A 15,967-nucleotide genomic window follows, 5' to 3' on the forward strand; every position below is an offset into this window, starting at 1 on the left:
CATCGCTTTTCGACTGGCTATCTCCCCCTCTTTTCGCGATAATCAAAAATAAAACATTATTTTAATTTCTTGGTGAAAGAATGGATACCCAACGCCAGGCCTCCCCGTTTGCCCGCAAAAACGTCGTTTATGTGTGTGCCGCATTTTGTTGCCTGCTATGGGGCAGCGCTTATCCAGCCATCAAAAGCGGTTATGACCTCTTTCAGATAGCCACCGACGATATCCCTTCTAAAATTGTTTTTGCTGGTTATCGTTTTTTGTTTGCGGGTGGGTTGCTGCTACTGTTCGCGCTGCTTCAGCGTAAACCGATTGGTCGGTTTCGTCCGCGCCAGTTTGCTCAGTTAACGTTACTGGGGCTGACTCAGACGTCGCTGCAATATCTCTTTTTCTATATCGGCCTTGCGTTCACCTCCGGCGTGAAAGGCTCAATCATGAACGCGACAGGCACATTCTTCAGCGTATTGCTGGCGCACTTTATTTATCAGAACGACCGATTGAGCTACAACAAAACGCTCGGCTGTATTCTGGGCTTTGCGGGCGTCATGGCGGTGAACGTCAGCAACGGCCTGGATTTCAGCTTTAATCTGCCGGGAGAAGGCTCCGTGGTGCTGGCGGCGTTTATTCTTTCTGCGGCCACATTGTATGGCAAACGTCTCTCGCAGACGGTCGATCCGATGGTCATGACTGGCTATCAATTGGGGATTGGCGGTCTGGTACTGGTCATTGGCGGTTACGTTTTTGGCGGTACGCTGACGATACATGGCTTCTCGTCGGTGGCGATTTTAGTCTACCTGACGTTACTCTCGTCGGTCGCTTTTGCGCTATGGAGCATTTTACTCAAATATAACCGTGTGGGGATGATTGCGCCGTTTAACTTTCTGATCCCGGTTTCCGGCGCGGCTCTTTCGGCTATTTTTCTCGGCGAGAATATATTGGAGTGGAAATACATGATTGCGCTGGTGCTGGTATGTTCGGGGATTTGGTGGGTGAATAAGGTGAAGCGGTAATGCTTCACCTGAACGAATAGGGTATAGGCGGGGTAAGGCGTAGCCGGCGTTACTGCGCGCGAATAAAACTGCCGTCAGGCTGACGCGTAAACAGCACCTGTTGACCGTTATCGCCATCTATCGTTAAACCTGTCACCACCCCGCTGGCATTCTGGCGAATTTTAATCATTTGACCATTTTTGAGATTACTCAGCGGTTTGCCAGCGCCTTCTACCTGCGCCATTGCATAAACGTCTGTCGGGGGCAGCCCGTGGTCACGGAACAGTTGCGCCAGAGTTTTACCAGACTCTACCCGGTACGAGCGCCACTGTTGACCGATGCCGCTATCCTGCTGGAAAGGCTGCGTCTGCGGCTGGTTTTGTTCTTCCGGCTGGCCTTCCTGGATAGGTTCCGGCGCAACGGGCGCCACCTGATCCGGATCGTTTTGCGGCGCGACCAGCTGCGCCTGAAGCTGGGCCTCCGTCGGCGGCTGTGATTGCGATTGCAGATCCAATTGCGCTTCCCGCGTGACGACAGGCGAGTCGCTGGTCTCGCTGGCGGGCAGCAGGAAACCGATCACCAGCACGATAGCGGCAATGATAATGCCACGACGATGCATAGGCGGCAGCGGCTCCATGATGCGAAAATTATCCGGCGCGTGCCAGATTTTCGCCAGGGTTGGTTTTAATTCAAAGCGCCCGGGCATGGTTTACCTCCTGCTCCGCATCTCGTTCCTTAATCATAGAGTATAGATGGCTAACGCTATGATACTGGTAGTGCTATCCGCTTTCGTGACATCAATACGGATAATCTATTGTTTCTTTTTCCCTGCGATTTGTCATCCTCCCTGAGACAAAGTTTTACCAGAAGAAGCGTGGCTGTTATGCTGCCCGCTACTTTTTTGATATCCGATGAAGGAAAAATAATGGCCACCCCGACTTTTGACACTATTGAAGCGCAAGCGAGCTACGGCATTGGTTTGCAGGTAGGGCAGCAGCTTAGCGAATCCGGTCTTGAAGGGCTATTGCCTGAAGCGCTGGTTGCAGGCATTGCTGATGCGCTGGAAGGTAAACACCCGGCGGTTCCTGTTGATGTGGTGCATCGTGCGCTGCGTGAAATTCATGAGCGTGCGGACGCGGTGCGTCGTGAGCGTTTCAAAGCGATGGCGGCCGAAGGCGTGAAATACCTGGAAGAAAACCGCGAAAAAGACGGTGTGAACAGTACTGAATCTGGTTTACAGTTCCGCGTTCTGACGCAGGGCGAAGGCGCGATTCCGGCGCGTACCGACCGCGTACGCGTGCATTACACCGGTAAGCTTATTGATGGCACCGTATTTGACAGCTCCGTCGCGCGCGGCGAACCGGCTGAATTCCCGGTAAATGGCGTGATCGCCGGCTGGATTGAAGCTCTGACTCTGATGCCGGTAGGTTCCAAATGGGAACTGACTATCCCACAGGAGCTGGCCTATGGCGAGCGTGGGGCCGGGGCCTCTATTCCGCCATTCAGCACCCTGGTGTTTGAAGTGGAACTGCTGGAAATTCTCTAAGCGCCCCGGGTTTGCCGGATGACGGCGTAAACGCCTTATCCGGCAATCCTGACTTCAGCAGATGCCAATATTTTATTTTGCAAATGGCGTCGTTACGTGTATTTTTGTGAGATAATTCGCATTATCAAAGTGATATAACACTCATTTTAAACATAAAATTAACATTGTATTTGAATCTGAGTATTCATCCCGCCGATTCTTACCTAATATCGATGAGTCCTGATAACAGGATCGTCGTATCATAGACCAAAGGCCGTAGAGCCCGCACAACACAGACAGGTACAGGAAGAAAAACATGGTAGATCAGGTAAAAGTCGCAGCCGACGAACAGGCTCCGGCTGAACAGTCGCTACGGCGCAATCTTACAAACCGTCATATACAGCTTATCGCTATTGGCGGCGCTATTGGTACCGGTCTGTTTATGGGATCGGGTAAAACGATCAGTCTCGCCGGACCGTCGATCATTTTTGTGTATATGATCATCGGTTTTATGCTTTTTTTCGTGATGCGCGCCATGGGGGAATTGCTGCTCTCGAATCTGGAATATAAATCGTTTAGCGATTTTGCTTCCGACCTGCTTGGCCCCTGGGCGGGATATTTTACTGGCTGGACGTACTGGTTTTGCTGGGTAGTGACCGGTATGGCTGACGTGGTGGCGATTACCGCCTACGCGCAGTTCTGGTTTCCCGGCCTTTCCGATTGGGTCGCCTCGCTGGCGGTAGTGATCCTGCTGCTAAGCCTCAACCTCGCCACCGTTAAAATGTTTGGTGAAATGGAATTTTGGTTTGCCATGGTCAAAATTGTCGCCATTGTGGCGTTGATTGTGGTCGGGCTGGTGATGATTGCGATGCACTTTAAATCGCCGACAGGCGTTGAAGCGTCTTTCGCGCATCTGTGGAATGACGGCGGCTGGTTCCCGAAAGGTATTAGCGGGTTCTTTGCCGGTTTCCAGATTGCAGTGTTCGCTTTCGTGGGCATTGAGCTGGTTGGTACTACCGCCGCAGAAACTAAAGATCCGGAAAAATCGCTGCCGCGCGCGATTAACTCAATACCGATCCGTATCATCATGTTCTACGTCTTTGCTCTGATTGTCATTATGTCGGTGACGCCGTGGAGTTCCGTGGTGCCGGATAAGAGCCCGTTTGTTGAGCTGTTTGTACTGGTGGGTCTGCCTGCCGCTGCGAGCGTGATCAACTTTGTCGTGCTGACCTCGGCGGCGTCTTCCGCCAACAGCGGCGTCTTCTCGACCAGCCGTATGCTGTTTGGCCTGGCGCAAGAAGGCGTGGCGCCAAAAGCGTTCGCTAAGCTATCGAAACGCGCGGTACCGGCGAAAGGCCTGACCTTCTCCTGTATCTGCCTGCTGGGCGGCGTGGTTATGCTGATGGTCAACCCGAGCGTGATTGGCGCATTCACCATGATCACTACGGTTTCGGCTATCCTGTTTATGTTTGTCTGGACCATCATTCTGTGTTCATACCTGGTGTACCGCAAAAAGCGTCCCCACCTGCATGAGAAATCCATCTATAAGATGCCGCTCGGTAAGCTGATGTGCTGGGTCTGTATGGCGTTCTTTGCGTTCGTGCTGGTATTACTGACGCTGGAAGACGATACGCGCCAGGCGCTGATCGTGACGCCGCTGTGGTTTATCGCGTTGGGTCTGGGCTGGCTGTTCCTGCGTAAGAACAAACTGGCTAAATGACGGATTTATCCCTCTCGCTTAGGCGAGGGGGTATGCGCATAACGTACCCGCCGGGGCGCTTTCTTCATTTTTACGCCCCATTTTGTCGCTTCCCGCTCCTTAACGAGCTATTTTTCTCGCCACATTTGATAGCGTATGGAGATGAAAAGCTCAGGAAATGAGTGTTTGTCCGCTGATGCAATGACGCGAAAAACGTTTCTTCAGGAAGGGCAGCTGTAAATTGCAGGCTGACGGTAAGTGCCGCCTTGATGAATTCCTATAATGGCGGCTCGCGCTGGATAATACGTTGAAAAAGTGGTTTAAGTAACAAATTAATCTCCTATTTCAAACTGTAATTATGACCATTCGACGCTGGATTTTAAGCGCTACGCTTTTGCTGCTGCCTGTTCCTGCGTTCGCAGATTTTCAGTATCAGCAGGATAAGGACGGCGTTTTTTATACCGCCGACGACGAACCGCAAATTCTCTCCCGACTGCCTGACGTTAGCTATTCGCATTTACGGCGTATTGCCGATTTATCTCACCCGCAAGACCCTCGCCCGTTAATAGAAATCAATCCCGACAGCCATAACTGCGACGACAATCATATTTGTCAGCACGCTTATCTCAGCGATGGGCGCTTTATCCTGTGGGCAGGCAAAATCGTCCAGAATACCGGGGATGAGCCTGCCGTTGATGTTGCCAGCTTTCAGTCTTTTGGCGCCTTTGCCGCCGATAAATACGGTCTCTATTTTGATGGTAAACGTCGTGATAGCAATGCGGGTGAAAAACGTGTGGATATGGCGACTCTGGCAGAGACGAAAATCTGGAATCTGCTGCGGGATAAAAATAATCTCTATTATGAAGGCCGCTGGCTGGGGCGGGCCGATGGGTTTCGCGTGTTGAGGCTGGATTCCACTTCGGCAAGGGAGTTTATTGTGACGACGGCGCAACGGGTGATTGTGAACGGCATACCCATTACCGCTGATGCTAATACGTTTCAAATCATTCGCTGGATGCCTGGCGAGGTACTAATTTATCGTGATAAAACCGGTAAGCATGACTATGAGATTGATAATTCCAGTCGGTACTGCGGCTATTTTAATATTGGCCTGCGTGAGGTGACATGGCTGAAACATGAGGCAACCAACGCCGGGAGCAGTTGTAAAGTGGAAACCCTGCCGGGTGTCGATCCGGAGTATTTTTTTCGTCTGAACGGGAACACCGGTTGGTATAAGGATCGTATTTATCAGGTGAGCACGAATGCGTTGGGCGAGGGGGTACTGCGCATTTTTACGTCGCAGGAAAAACTTCCGGCGCTGAAAATAGATAGAGTTACCTATAATTACTACCATCTGGCTTTGTCCGCGGATGGGCAATTATATCGCCAGATCTCACGTGATCAATGGCAGCGCTATAACCCGATATTAACAGAGTGGACGACGGTATCACCAGCGCCCACTGACGTTATCTCTTTGCTTCCCTCTGATTACCACTAGCGCAGGATGGCGCAATGTTGAGAATAAAACAGTTCTGTTTATCGATTTTATTAATGCTGGCACCAGTGTTAGCTCTGGCCTGTTCCGGCATTCCATATGCTTTGTTTCACTATCAGCCGTGGGGGCAGGGAACGAAATATGTAGTTGAAGAAGATTATGATTATGGTATTAATTTTAAAGATATTGAAATTCGAGAGGTAAAATTTAGTCAACTACGGCACGTTCCTGACCGCATTATTAATGAATATAATGACCGTGGAAAAATGAGTAATGATTTTGTTCATGTCGCCGCTTTTTCATCGCTAATAAAAAATGATTTCTGGCAGTTTTATTGGCTAACCGACGGCCAGCATATTTTATGGGCTGGGAAAATCGTACAAAATCCACCGGGTAAGCCGCCAGTGGATGCAGCGACTTTTCGGGCGTATGGACGCTTTGCCGCTGATAAAGATAGTCTTTACTTCGACGGCGAGCGCACAGATGATAATCATGGTGAAAAAAGGGTCGATATAGATTCGTTGCAGCAGGTCGGCGGCAACATCAAATTAAGCGACTCCGGCGATGTGCTTAAAGACAGGCGCAACCTCTACTTTCAGGGACGCTGGCTGGCTAGTGCGCAGGGATATTCCATCCTGGGCGTTAAATCCTGGGAGCAGCGTAATATTCTGTTTTCGCCGACCAGCTGCGATACTACATCTAATCCTGGCCCGTGGGACACTATTCTACGTACCGCCACGCAGGTTTTTGTTAATGGTGTGGCAATTGATGCCGATCCGAACTCTTTTCATGTTGTGCGCTGGGTCGCTGGCGTGCAGTTACTCTATCGCGACAAAGCAGGCGTAAAACGCTATTACTTCGGCAAAGACTGTCTCAATACGTTTAATGTACAGCGGGATAAGGTGACATGGATGACGCGAGAGGCATCGCGCCGAGGCGATGACTGCCGAATAGCGACTATTCCCAATGTTGATCCAGAATATTTCCATCCCATTCATTACAATTGGACGGTAGCACAGTACAAAGATCTATTGTACCAGGTGAAGTATGTCTCTCCGGTCGACAGGGTATTAACCATCACCCGCTTGCCTGATCCGCAGGTACAGCTGAAAGCTGGCGCTAATTTGGTGGGTAAACAGATCTATTTTATCGGCGATGGGGGCGTGCAGATTATCGACCCTATTGGACCATTGGTGTGGTTTAAAAATCCCGATGGTTCATTTTCTGATGTTTTTGCTCATGACGATCGTTATCTCTATTTCTTCGGTGATACGCTGGTGGATAGCGGGCAACGGCGTAACGTAACGCGGACGCTGGATACTGCGCATATCGACAAGAGCGGTTATTATCTGGTCACTGAGGAGGGGAAATATGAGGTTATTAATAATGCATTCACCTCTCGCTAAAAAGCGTTAGTCGATTCAGAATAAACGATCCTGTCTATACGTTCAGGATCGTTTATTGGCGGTGGATTATTCCCCGGCCAGCGCGCGTGGGAACAGCACGTTATTCTCCAGGCTGATGTGCTCCATCAGATCATCAATCATCTCATTAATGCCGTTATACATCGCTTTCCAGGTGGTGCAGGCTTCTGGCGGCGGCGTTACATTTTGGGTGACGTGTTTGATGACGTCTACCAGCTCTCCCGCCTCGTCATGCTCGCTTTCCATTACGCTTATCGGGCCCGTTGCCTGGCGACCCATACCCTGTTTGATCATGGGGAACAGGATCTGTTCTTCTTTCATCATATGGCTGGAAAGCTCTTCATGCAGCGCGGTGAGATATTTTGTCAGGCCGCGTGGGACGTTTGGCTTATCCGCGTGAACGCGTTCCACTTTGGTTGCCTGCAGGATAAGCTCCGGCAGTTGTTCGCGGTGTCGATCATGATAGCGCACAACGATATGGTCAATAATGTCCGCCAGCGGAACGGCGCGCCAGTCTTTTTCGATGGGCTGTTCAGCCAATTGCGCCAGTTGCGCTTCAATGATGTCAATATCGACGTCGTGACGCGCGGCGGCGCGTGCCAGCGTCTGTTTTCCACCGCAGCAGTAATCCATATCGTACTGGCGAAACAGCGCCGATGCGCGGGGAATAGAGAGCGCCAGTTCGCCTAAAGGTTGATCGCGATAAGCCATAGCCGTTACCTCATTTGCAATAATATAAGTTGTATTTTAAATACATCTTTAAGGCGAGGCTATAACTCTTTCGGGGTGCGTATAATTTAAGCGAGTATGAAATTAGCGTTCCGTGACCGGAACGACGGTCGCTTTTTCCGGTTTCGCTCTCACGGCAATGACCACGCCCGCCACCAGGAGCGCAATGCCGCTTAACGTCAGGAATGGCGGGATTTCCTGGCGCAGAATGAAGGTATAGAGCAGTCCCGCCAACGTCTCAAAAACAATCAGCGGCCCTAAAATAACGGTTGGCAATTTTTGGCTGGCGATATTCCAGCACAGCGCGCCCACCCAGGAACACAGCACTGCGATGGCGATCATCAGACCGATAAACAGCGCGGGATGCGGGCCAAAGGGCAGGGTAAACAACGGTTTCTGGATACTCAGCCACAGACAGACCGCCGCATAGCCGATTAACGAGACCGGCAGCGTAACCAGCGCCTGCGCCGTTGCCCACATCATGGGATGTTTGTCGGGATTTTCCCGCAGCCAGCGGGCGTTGCGCAGCGCATACCATGCCCAGCACGCTACGGAAATCAGCGCCAGCACAATGCCTGAACCATAGCGCCAGCCGCTAACATCGGATAATCCCTGACTAAGTTCAGCAATATTGACGCACAGCAGGCCAAAACCGATAAGCGCCAGCGCGGGCGCTAAACGCCGCCAGGATAATCTGCCGTCTCGTTGGCTATAGAGAACGTTAGCGAAAAGTGGAATGACGACCGGCAATGTCCCGATGATCATCGTCGACACCGGCGCGCCGGTTCGCTGAATAGCGCTGGCGAGGCAGGCGTAATAGATTACATTGCCCATCAAAGTCAGCGACAGGGCGGTGGACCAGTCTTTGCGCGTCAACTGGCGTAACCGCGTGCGGCCTAACCAGGCAATCGGCAGGGCAATCAGCCCCAGCGCCAGATAGCGTCCCATTGACTGTAAGAGGGCCGGGTAATCCGGCACGATTAACGGGCCGACGAAAATCAATCCCCACATTAGCCCTGCCAGCAGGGCGTATAGCACGCCGCTAATCATCAGATTCTCCTCATAAACCGTTCCGTCATTATCAGAGAAGGTCTATGAGGATGCCACATAAATTAACTAAATTTTAACACTTACAGTACGGAGCGAAGGCTTTCTGTGAGCGTCGTCGTCGGGCGGCCGATGAGTTTACGCAGCGTATGGCTGTCATCAAACAAGCCGCCTTTCGCCGCGCCAGCGTCAGAATTGGCCAACATATCCGCCAGTCCGTCAGGCAGGCCTGCGCCTTTTAACGCGGCGGCAAAATCGACTTCGCTCAGGTTCTGGTAGACGATTTTTTTTCCGCTCTGATGAGTAAGTTCATCCGCCAACTGGCGTAATGTCCAGGCGTCATCACCCGCCAGCTCGTAGACATTCCCGGCGTGACCCTCTTCACTGATGACGCGCGCGGCGGCGGCGGCATAGTCAGCGCGCATTGCGGAGGCGATTTTCCCTTCTCCCGCCGCGCCAATAAAGACGCCATGCTTCAGCGCGGCAGGGACGCTCGCCAGGTAGTTTTCCGTATACCAGCCGTTACGTAATAGCGTGTGAGGAATACCTGACTCAGCCAGCATTTTTTCCGTTTCAATATGTTCATCGGCGAGCGCCAGCGGCGATTTATCCGCATGTAGCAGGCTGGTATAGGCGATGAATTTCACCTTCGCGGCAATTGCGGCCTGAATGACGTTGCGGTGCTGCGCGGTGCGTTGTCCCACTTCGCTGGATGATATAAGCAGCAGTTTATCAACGCCCTGTAAGGCGGTGGTCAGCGCGGCTTCGTTAGCGTAATCCGCCTGGCGAACGGCAATCCCGCGCTGACTGAGCGGGGCGGCTTTTTTCGGGTTACGGACGATCGCGATGAGGTGACTGGCGGGCGTCGTTTTTAGCAGGTTTTCAATAACGTGTTGGCCCAGTTGGCCTGTTGCGCCAGTGATAGCAATCATGGTGAACTCCTCAGTGTTGGTCTTGTGTTTTATTACGCTACCACCTAAACTTACTTTTAGTAAGTACGTACAAAAAGGTAAGTATCAATGCGCGCTCATACTCTTTCCCGGCAGTTGCGTGAAGGTAATCTCTTTGCTGAACAGTGCCCGTCCCGTGAGGTGTTAAAACATGTCACCAGTCGCTGGGGCGTACTGATTCTGGTCGCGTTACGCGACGGTACACACCGTTTTAGCGACCTGCGCCGCAAGATGGGAGGCGTGAGTGAAAAGATGCTGGCGCAGTCGTTACAGGCGCTTGAACAGGACGGATTTCTTAACCGGGTGTCATATCCAGTTGTTCCGCCGCATGTGGAGTACAGCCTGACGCCGCTTGGCGAGCAGGTGAGTGATAAAGTCGCCGCGCTGGCGGACTGGATAGAACTGAATTTGCCGCAGGTATTGGCGCAGCGGGAGCGTTTATCAGATGGCGGCTAGCGCTTTATTCGGCCTGCCAGTCAGGCCGAATAAACGCAGCGCCATGCGGGACTCACGTTACTTGCTCAAATCCACCTGATAAATGGCAAAACCGATATCATCGACAGCAACCTTCTTCATCGGATACTGCCCTTTCGCTTTAATGAAGGCAGCGGCTTTATCGCCTGGCGATGTTTCAAAGCGGATATCCAGCGCCGTATCGCTGTGGATTGGCGCCAGACGCCAGTTATTATCCGCCGCCGGATGGATTTCGCCCGCGCGTTTTGACTCTGCGCCAATCCATGCCGCCAGCACGGCGCGATTTTCATCCGGAGACGCAAAGGCGATATGGCTGTCGCCCGTGCCGGCAAACTTGCCGCCGTAAGCGCGATAGTTATTCGTGGCGACCAGGAACGTAGCGTTCGGGTCGACAGGCTTACCGTTAAAGGTCAGGTTTTTAATACGTTCCGCCTGTGGATTCACCATCTGGCATTCGCCATCATAGCGGGCGGGCTGTGACACATCGATTTGATAATTCACGCCATCAATGACATCGAAATTATAGGTGCGAAAGCCATCCCAATTGATCAACGATTGCGGTTTGTTGCTGTGAATATCAATTTGATTAAATTGTCCGGCAGAGCATTCCAGCCACTCTTTTACCTCCTTGCCGCTGGCTTTCACCACCACTAGCGTATTCGGATAGAGATAAAGATCGGCGGCGTTACGGAAGGTCAACTGGCCTTTTTCCACCTCGACAAAGCTGGCAGGATCGTTCTTACGCCCGCCAACTTTAAACGGCGCGGCGGCGGACAGCACCGGCAGTTTCGCCAGATCCGGATCGCCCTGAATAAAGTGTTCCACATACGCTTTTTGCGCGTTATTCACCACCTGTACGGTAGGATCGTCCTGCACCAGAGCAAGATAACTGTACATATTATCGGCGGATTTACCGATGGGCTTGCTGACAAACTCGCGGGTGGCATCGTGATCGGCTTTCAGAATACCGACCAGCTTACTGTCTTCCGCCGCCAGCGACTTTTTAGCGGCGGCGTCGTAAATAGGCCGCGCTTCCGCTTTCGCCTGCGTAACCTGCCATTTGCCGTTGTCGTTGTTGAGCACCAGATCGACCACTCCCAGATGGTCGCCCCACATGCCAGGCATTACCGCAGGAATGCCGTTAAGCGTACCTTTGGCGATATCCGCGCCTTTGATGTCGGCAAAATCTTTACCGGGGAAGACGGCGTGGGCGTGACCAAACATAATCGCGTCAACGCCGGGAACTTCGCTGAGGTAATAAACCGAGTTTTCCGCCATGCTGTGGTACGGATCGGCAGAAAGGCCTGAGTGAGCAATGACTACCACGATATCAGCGCCTTTCTCGCGCATTTCGGGCACATATTTCCGGGCGGTTTCCGTAATGTCATTGACGGTAACTTTGCCGCTCAGATTCGCTTTATCCCAAATCATGATTTGCGGCGGAACAAAGCCGATATAGCCGATTTTCAGAGTTTGCGGGTGGCCGTCTTTATCAATAACGCTCGTCTCTTTAATCAGATAAGGCGTAAAGAGCGGCTTTTGGGTTTTAACGTCGATAATATTGGCGTTAACATAAGGGAATTTCGCGCCGGCCAGCGCGTTATGCAGATAGTCCAGACCATAATTAAACTCATGGTTGCCGAGGTTTCCAACCGCGTAATCCAGAGTGTTGAGCGCTTTATAGACCGGGTGAACGTCACCGTCTTTGAGCCCTTTTGCCGCCATATAATCGCCCAGAGGGCTCCCCTGAATCAGGTCGCCGTTATCCACCAGCACGCTGTTTTTGACTTCATTTCGGGCGGCATGAATCAAACTTGCGGTACGTACCAATCCGAATTTTTCGGTTGCGGTATCCTTGTAATAATCGAAATCCATCATGTTGCTATGTAAATCAGTAGTTTCCATGATACGGAGATCGACGGTGGCCGCATTCACGCTGGCGGCGATCAGCGTAGCCAGAAGCGTTGCACTAAACTTAATCATCAGAGGCACCTTTTAAGAACGCAATAGAAAAGCCGGATAGTGAAAAATAGCGATGATAAACAGTGAAACCCGATATCGTTCCGACCGTCGCCAGAAGAAGGCGAAACCGCCCCATCCGGCCGATTTTTTGCGAGTGTTCACAGAAGGGTGAATCATGCCATGAAAGGTATTATCAAAACCGCAGACGGTATCACAGTTGGCGGAACCCTTAACGATCGGGTATAAGTAAAACAACGAGTTAACGCCCCTGTCATAAAGAGGTGGAGAATGTTAGAACAAGTATGCCAGCTTGCACGGAACGCGGGCGATGCCATTATGCAGGTTTATGATGGAGCCAAACCGATGGAGTACGCCCGCAAGCAGGACGATTCTCCAGTCACTGCGGCGGATATCGCCGCACATACCGTGATTCTCGAAGGGTTACGCACGCTCACGCCGGATATTCCGGTGCTTTCAGAAGAAGATCCGCCTGCCTGGGAAGTGCGCCAGCACTGGCAGCGCTACTGGCTGGTCGATCCGCTCGACGGCACCAAAGAGTTCATCAAGCGCAATGGCGAATTCACGGTCAATATCGCGCTGATTGAGCAGGGCAAACCGGTGTTGGGCGTGGTCTATGCGCCGGTGCTGAAAGTGATTTACTACGCGGCGGAAGGTAAGGCCTGGAAAGAGGAGTGCGGGGTGCGTAAGCAGATTCAGGTCCGGGATGCCCGCCCGCCGCTGGTGGTGATTAGCCGTTCGCATACGGATGATGAACTCACCGAATATCTCCAACAGCTTGGCGAACATCAGACCACCTCTATTGGTTCTTCGCTGAAATTCTGCCTTGTGGCGGAAGGCCAGGCGCAGCTTTACCCCAGATTTGGGCCGACCAGCGTCTGGGACACTGCCGCAGGTCATGCCATTGCTGTTGCAGCCGGGGCGCACGTTCACGACTGGCAGGGAAAAACGCTGGACTATACCCCTCGTGAGTCGTTCCTTAACCCCGGCTTCCGGGTGACTATTTACTGAGGAGCTTATGCAGCAGGTCGACCACCTGCTGTACCTCTTGCTGGGTTAACGCGCCATCTTTCACCCATTGAACCCGACCGTCTTTGTCAAGCACGATGACGGCGGACCCCTCTTCTTTTAATTGCCAGGCGTTACGCGCCACGCCATTGCTGTCGACAATAAATTGCGACCACGGGTAGAGCTTTTTATTACTTTCTATACTGCTACGCACGAACATACCGGAGCCTGGGATCGCATCATCGGTGTTCACAATTGTGGTCGTCTGGTATCTGTCATGCGGGAGCTTGGCTGATTTAATCGCTTCAATCAGCGTGGCGTTTTTTTCCTTCGCTGACGTTCGACCCGCAATGTGCAGCAGGACGCGCACTTTTCCCGCCAGCTGCGCGCTATTCCAGTTTTTATAACTAAACTCATCTTTATTCAACGTCAGTTCGCCACGATCGGCAATGCCTACCGGCGGCACCCGTTGGTTATCTTCAAGGTTATGCGCACAAGCCATTATGGGGAGTAGCAGACACGACATCGCCAGAATTTTACGTAGGGTCATGGTCATTCCTTCTTTATTTTTTTGCAGGTGATCCGACCACTTTGGGCCGATAGTTAATCATATGTGCGATTGATGCTTTTTCCCGCAAAGGGGATGCCAGTTTGCGGGCGGGCGCACACTTCCTGTGAAAAATGAAGGCATATACTGAGAAAAATGAGCTGATGTTTAGATAATTCTGAATAACTGTAATCAAAAGGTAAATATACTTATGCACACTGGAAACGACGTAGATATGGTCTATAGTCATATGGCATTAAAATTTGCGCCTTAAAACTGTTGGGCTGATTGTGGCACCGCAAGGGCGTAATACTCTGCAGGAGACAACAATGAAAATTTTCCAACGCTACAACCCGCTACAGGTGGCGAAGTACGTGAAGATCCTGTTCCGTGGACGGTTATATATCAAGGATGTTGGCGCTTTTGAGTTCGATAAGGGTAAGATTCTTATCCCAAAAGTGAGAGACAAGCAGCACTTGTCTGTGATGTCTGAAGTTAACCGTCAGGTTATGCGTCTGCAAACTGAGATGGCGTAACCAAAAGTGCTATGCAGTAGGTTAAAAAAGTAAAAAAAAACGGCTCCTGAATCAGGAGCCGTTGATGTTTCTGGCAAACGTATTTCAGGCCGCGCTGTCTTCTTTACCTTGCGCATCGGGCAGTTTCGGCGCCGGTACGTTGCTTTTATTGTCGAGACGCGTCACCAGCAACTGATCGATACGGTAGTTGTCGATATCCACCACTTCAAATTTGTAGCCGGAAAACTTCACCGAATCAGTACGTTTTGGGATCTTGCGCAGCATAAACATCATAAAGCCGCCAATGGTTTCATAGTTGCCGGATTGCGGAAACTCATCGATATCCAGCACGCGCATGACGTCGTCAATCGGCGTGCCGCCGTCAACCAGCCAGGAATTTTCATCGCGCGCCACAATTTGCTCTTCCAGTCCCTGGCCGACCAGGTCACCCATTAGCGTGGTCATCACATCGTTCAGCGTAATGATACCGACGACCAGAGCGTATTCATTCATAATGACCGCGAAATCTTCGCCCGCCGTTTTGAAACTTTCCAGCGCCTCAGAAAGGGTCAGCGTATCCGGCACAATCAAGGTATTGCGAATTTGCACGCCGCTATTCAGCGCCATACTTTGGTTCGCCAGCACGCGATTCAGCAGATCTTTGGAGTCTACATAGCCGATGATGTGGTCGATATCTTCATTACACACCAAAAATTTTGAGTGCGGATGTTCGGCGACCTTTTTCTTCAGGCTTTGTTCGTCTTCGTGCAGATCAAACCAGATGATACTTTCGCGCGACGTCATAGAAGACGGTACGGTGCGGGATTCAAGTTCAAACACATTTTCAATCAGTTCGTGCTCTTGCTTGCGCAAGACGCCCGCCAGCGCGCCGGCTTCTACCACTGCGTAAATATCATCAGAAGTAATGTCGTCTTTCCGCACCATTGGAATTTTGAACAGGCGGAAGATGTTGTTTGCCATGCCGTTAAACAGCCACACCAGCGGGCGAAAAACGAACAGGCAGAAGCGCATCGGGTTGATGATACGCAAAGCCACAGCTTCTGGCGCAATCATACCGATGCGTTTCGGGGTTAAATCCGCGAACAGGATAAACAGCCCCGTTACCAGCGAGAAAGAGAGAATAAAGCTCAGCTGCTCGGAGAGTTCTGGCGACATATAGTGCGAGAAAAGGGCGGAAAAGGCGGGCGAAAATGCCGCATCGCCGACGATACCGCCAAGAATAGCGACGGCGTTCAGGCCAATTTGCACAACGGTGAAAAACATGCCGGGATTTTCCTGCATTTTCAATACGCGTTGTGCGTTGATACTGCCTTCATCAGCTAATAACTTAAGTTTAATCTTACGTGATGCGGCAAGCGAGATCTCGGAGATGGAGAAGAACGCACTTACAGCGATCAGGCAGAATATAATGAATATACTGTTTAACATATCTTATCCGGCGAAACGCCAGATCCTCGGAAGGGAAGTTTATAAATCCGTGTGGTAACGTTTAATGAAAACCGGCTCGTAGCAGTGAGCCGATAAGTTCAGGGCTAGTATAGCGTAAGCTACTGTAAAGTCGCCAGAG

General features: G+C 51.4%; 15 protein-coding genes. 8 read left to right on the top strand and 7 right to left on the bottom strand.

The genetic code is table 11. The features are described 5' to 3' along the window. Positions 1-80 precede the first annotated feature (80 nt). A complete protein-coding gene (locus ACLJNW_RS15005; protein ID WP_000381068.1) occupies positions 81-1,007 on the top strand; it encodes a DMT family transporter in 927 nt (308 codons plus the stop codon). A gap of 49 nt (positions 1,008-1,056) precedes the next feature. Here the strand turns inward: ACLJNW_RS15005 and ACLJNW_RS15010 are convergent, their stop codons facing one another. Then, entirely contained in the window at positions 1,057-1,692 is a 636-nt protein-coding gene (locus ACLJNW_RS15010; protein WP_001119448.1) for an OapA family protein, read from the bottom strand. A gap of 219 nt (positions 1,693-1,911) precedes the next feature. Between ACLJNW_RS15010 and fklB the strand changes: the two genes are divergently transcribed. From fklB to ACLJNW_RS15030, 4 genes are all read left to right on the top strand, one after another. Next, positions 1,912-2,532 carry an FKBP-type peptidyl-prolyl cis-trans isomerase gene (fklB, locus tag ACLJNW_RS15015; RefSeq protein WP_000235161.1) on the top strand — a complete coding sequence of 207 codons (621 nt, stop codon included), beginning with the start codon at positions 1,912-1,914 and terminating at the stop codon, positions 2,530-2,532. 295 nt (positions 2,533-2,827) lie between these two features. Beyond that, entirely contained in the window at positions 2,828-4,231 is a 1,404-nt protein-coding gene (gene cycA / locus ACLJNW_RS15020; RefSeq protein ID WP_000228321.1) for a D-serine/D-alanine/glycine transporter, read from the top strand. Positions 4,232-4,568: 337 nt separating this feature from the next. Further along, positions 4,569-5,708, top strand: coding sequence for a DKNYY domain-containing protein (locus ACLJNW_RS15025; RefSeq protein ID WP_024154829.1), 1,140 nt, complete (start codon positions 4,569-4,571; stop codon positions 5,706-5,708). A 14-nt stretch (positions 5,709-5,722) separates the two neighbouring features. Next, positions 5,723-7,111: a hypothetical protein gene (locus tag ACLJNW_RS15030; RefSeq protein ID WP_023204837.1), complete on the top strand. Its 1,389-nt coding sequence runs from the start codon at positions 5,723-5,725 to the stop codon at positions 7,109-7,111. Between the two features lie 66 nt (positions 7,112-7,177). Here ACLJNW_RS15030 and ytfE read toward each other — a convergent pair whose 3' ends face one another. The 3 genes from ytfE to ACLJNW_RS15045 form a co-directional block, all read right to left on the bottom strand. Then, a complete protein-coding gene (gene ytfE, locus ACLJNW_RS15035; RefSeq protein ID WP_000331471.1) occupies positions 7,178-7,840 on the bottom strand; it encodes an iron-sulfur cluster repair protein YtfE in 663 nt (220 codons plus the stop codon). A gap of 102 nt (positions 7,841-7,942) precedes the next feature. After that, a complete protein-coding gene (locus ACLJNW_RS15040; protein WP_000623290.1) occupies positions 7,943-8,908 on the bottom strand; it encodes a DMT family transporter in 966 nt (321 codons plus the stop codon). 80 nt (positions 8,909-8,988) lie between these two features. Further along, on the bottom strand, positions 8,989-9,837 hold the full coding sequence (locus tag ACLJNW_RS15045; RefSeq protein ID WP_023204838.1) for an SDR family oxidoreductase: 849 nt from the start codon (positions 9,835-9,837) through the stop codon (positions 8,989-8,991). Between the two features lie 87 nt (positions 9,838-9,924). Between ACLJNW_RS15045 and ACLJNW_RS15050 the strand changes: the two genes are divergently transcribed. After that, positions 9,925-10,311, top strand: a complete 387-nt coding sequence (locus ACLJNW_RS15050; RefSeq protein WP_001201297.1) for a winged helix-turn-helix transcriptional regulator — start codon at positions 9,925-9,927, stop codon at positions 10,309-10,311. A 57-nt stretch (positions 10,312-10,368) separates the two neighbouring features. Here ACLJNW_RS15050 and ACLJNW_RS15055 read toward each other — a convergent pair whose 3' ends face one another. Then, complete coding sequence (locus ACLJNW_RS15055) at positions 10,369-12,312, bottom strand: bifunctional 2',3'-cyclic-nucleotide 2'-phosphodiesterase/3'-nucleotidase (protein WP_001627603.1); 1,944 nt, start codon at positions 12,310-12,312, stop codon at positions 10,369-10,371. Positions 12,313-12,579: 267 nt separating this feature from the next. On the opposite strand from ACLJNW_RS15055, the gene cysQ reads away from it, so the two are divergent. Next, positions 12,580-13,320 carry a 3'(2'),5'-bisphosphate nucleotidase CysQ gene (gene cysQ, locus ACLJNW_RS15060; protein WP_024154830.1) on the top strand — a complete coding sequence of 247 codons (741 nt, stop codon included), beginning with the start codon at positions 12,580-12,582 and terminating at the stop codon, positions 13,318-13,320. On the opposite strand, the gene ACLJNW_RS15065 is transcribed toward cysQ, so the two are convergent. Continuing rightward, entirely contained in the window at positions 13,310-13,867 is a 558-nt protein-coding gene (locus tag ACLJNW_RS15065) for a YtfJ family protein (RefSeq protein ID WP_000175301.1), read from the bottom strand. The two genes, cysQ and ACLJNW_RS15065, sit on opposite strands and share 11 nt — an antisense overlap. A gap of 326 nt (positions 13,868-14,193) precedes the next feature. Here ACLJNW_RS15065 and ACLJNW_RS15070 point away from each other — a divergent pair, with 326 nt between their 5' ends. After that, positions 14,194-14,400, top strand: coding sequence for a DUF1107 domain-containing protein (locus ACLJNW_RS15070; RefSeq protein ID WP_000689229.1), 207 nt, complete (start codon positions 14,194-14,196; stop codon positions 14,398-14,400). Between the two features lie 84 nt (positions 14,401-14,484). On the opposite strand, the gene ACLJNW_RS15075 is transcribed toward ACLJNW_RS15070, so the two are convergent. Next, positions 14,485-15,828, bottom strand: coding sequence for a hemolysin family protein (locus ACLJNW_RS15075; RefSeq protein WP_000934974.1), 1,344 nt, complete (start codon positions 15,826-15,828; stop codon positions 14,485-14,487). Positions 15,829-15,967 lie beyond the last annotated feature (139 nt).

Source organism: Salmonella sp. SAL4457 (assembly GCF_046548235.1).
Lineage (GTDB): Bacteria > Pseudomonadota > Gammaproteobacteria > Enterobacterales > Enterobacteriaceae > Salmonella > Salmonella enterica.

What these genes read in the sequence shown, in the direction of transcription:
- ACLJNW_RS15005 (WP_000381068.1), top strand. Translation starts at nt 81, where the DNA reads ATGGATACCCAACGCCAGGCCTCCCCGTTTGCCCGCAAAAACGTCGTT.
- ACLJNW_RS15065 (WP_000175301.1), bottom strand. Translation starts at nt 13,867, where the DNA reads ATGACCCTACGTAAAATTCTGGCGATGTCGTGTCTGCTACTCCCCATA.
- ACLJNW_RS15050 (WP_001201297.1), top strand. Translation starts at nt 9,925, where the DNA reads ATGCGCGCTCATACTCTTTCCCGGCAGTTGCGTGAAGGTAATCTCTTT.
- ACLJNW_RS15040 (WP_000623290.1), bottom strand. Translation starts at nt 8,908, where the DNA reads ATGATTAGCGGCGTGCTATACGCCCTGCTGGCAGGGCTAATGTGGGGA.
- ACLJNW_RS15045 (WP_023204838.1), bottom strand. Translation starts at nt 9,837, where the DNA reads ATGATTGCTATCACTGGCGCAACAGGCCAACTGGGCCAACACGTTATT.
- ACLJNW_RS15030 (WP_023204837.1), top strand. Translation starts at nt 5,723, where the DNA reads ATGTTGAGAATAAAACAGTTCTGTTTATCGATTTTATTAATGCTGGCA.
- ytfE (WP_000331471.1), bottom strand. Translation starts at nt 7,840, where the DNA reads ATGGCTTATCGCGATCAACCTTTAGGCGAACTGGCGCTCTCTATTCCC.
- cysQ (WP_024154830.1), top strand. Translation starts at nt 12,580, where the DNA reads ATGTTAGAACAAGTATGCCAGCTTGCACGGAACGCGGGCGATGCCATT.
- cycA (WP_000228321.1), top strand. Translation starts at nt 2,828, where the DNA reads ATGGTAGATCAGGTAAAAGTCGCAGCCGACGAACAGGCTCCGGCTGAA.
- ACLJNW_RS15055 (WP_001627603.1), bottom strand. Translation starts at nt 12,312, where the DNA reads ATGATTAAGTTTAGTGCAACGCTTCTGGCTACGCTGATCGCCGCCAGC.
- ACLJNW_RS15025 (WP_024154829.1), top strand. Translation starts at nt 4,569, where the DNA reads ATGACCATTCGACGCTGGATTTTAAGCGCTACGCTTTTGCTGCTGCCT.
- fklB (WP_000235161.1), top strand. Translation starts at nt 1,912, where the DNA reads ATGGCCACCCCGACTTTTGACACTATTGAAGCGCAAGCGAGCTACGGC.
- ACLJNW_RS15070 (WP_000689229.1), top strand. Translation starts at nt 14,194, where the DNA reads ATGAAAATTTTCCAACGCTACAACCCGCTACAGGTGGCGAAGTACGTG.
- ACLJNW_RS15075 (WP_000934974.1), bottom strand. Translation starts at nt 15,828, where the DNA reads ATGTTAAACAGTATATTCATTATATTCTGCCTGATCGCTGTAAGTGCG.
- ACLJNW_RS15010 (WP_001119448.1), bottom strand. Translation starts at nt 1,692, where the DNA reads ATGCCCGGGCGCTTTGAATTAAAACCAACCCTGGCGAAAATCTGGCAC.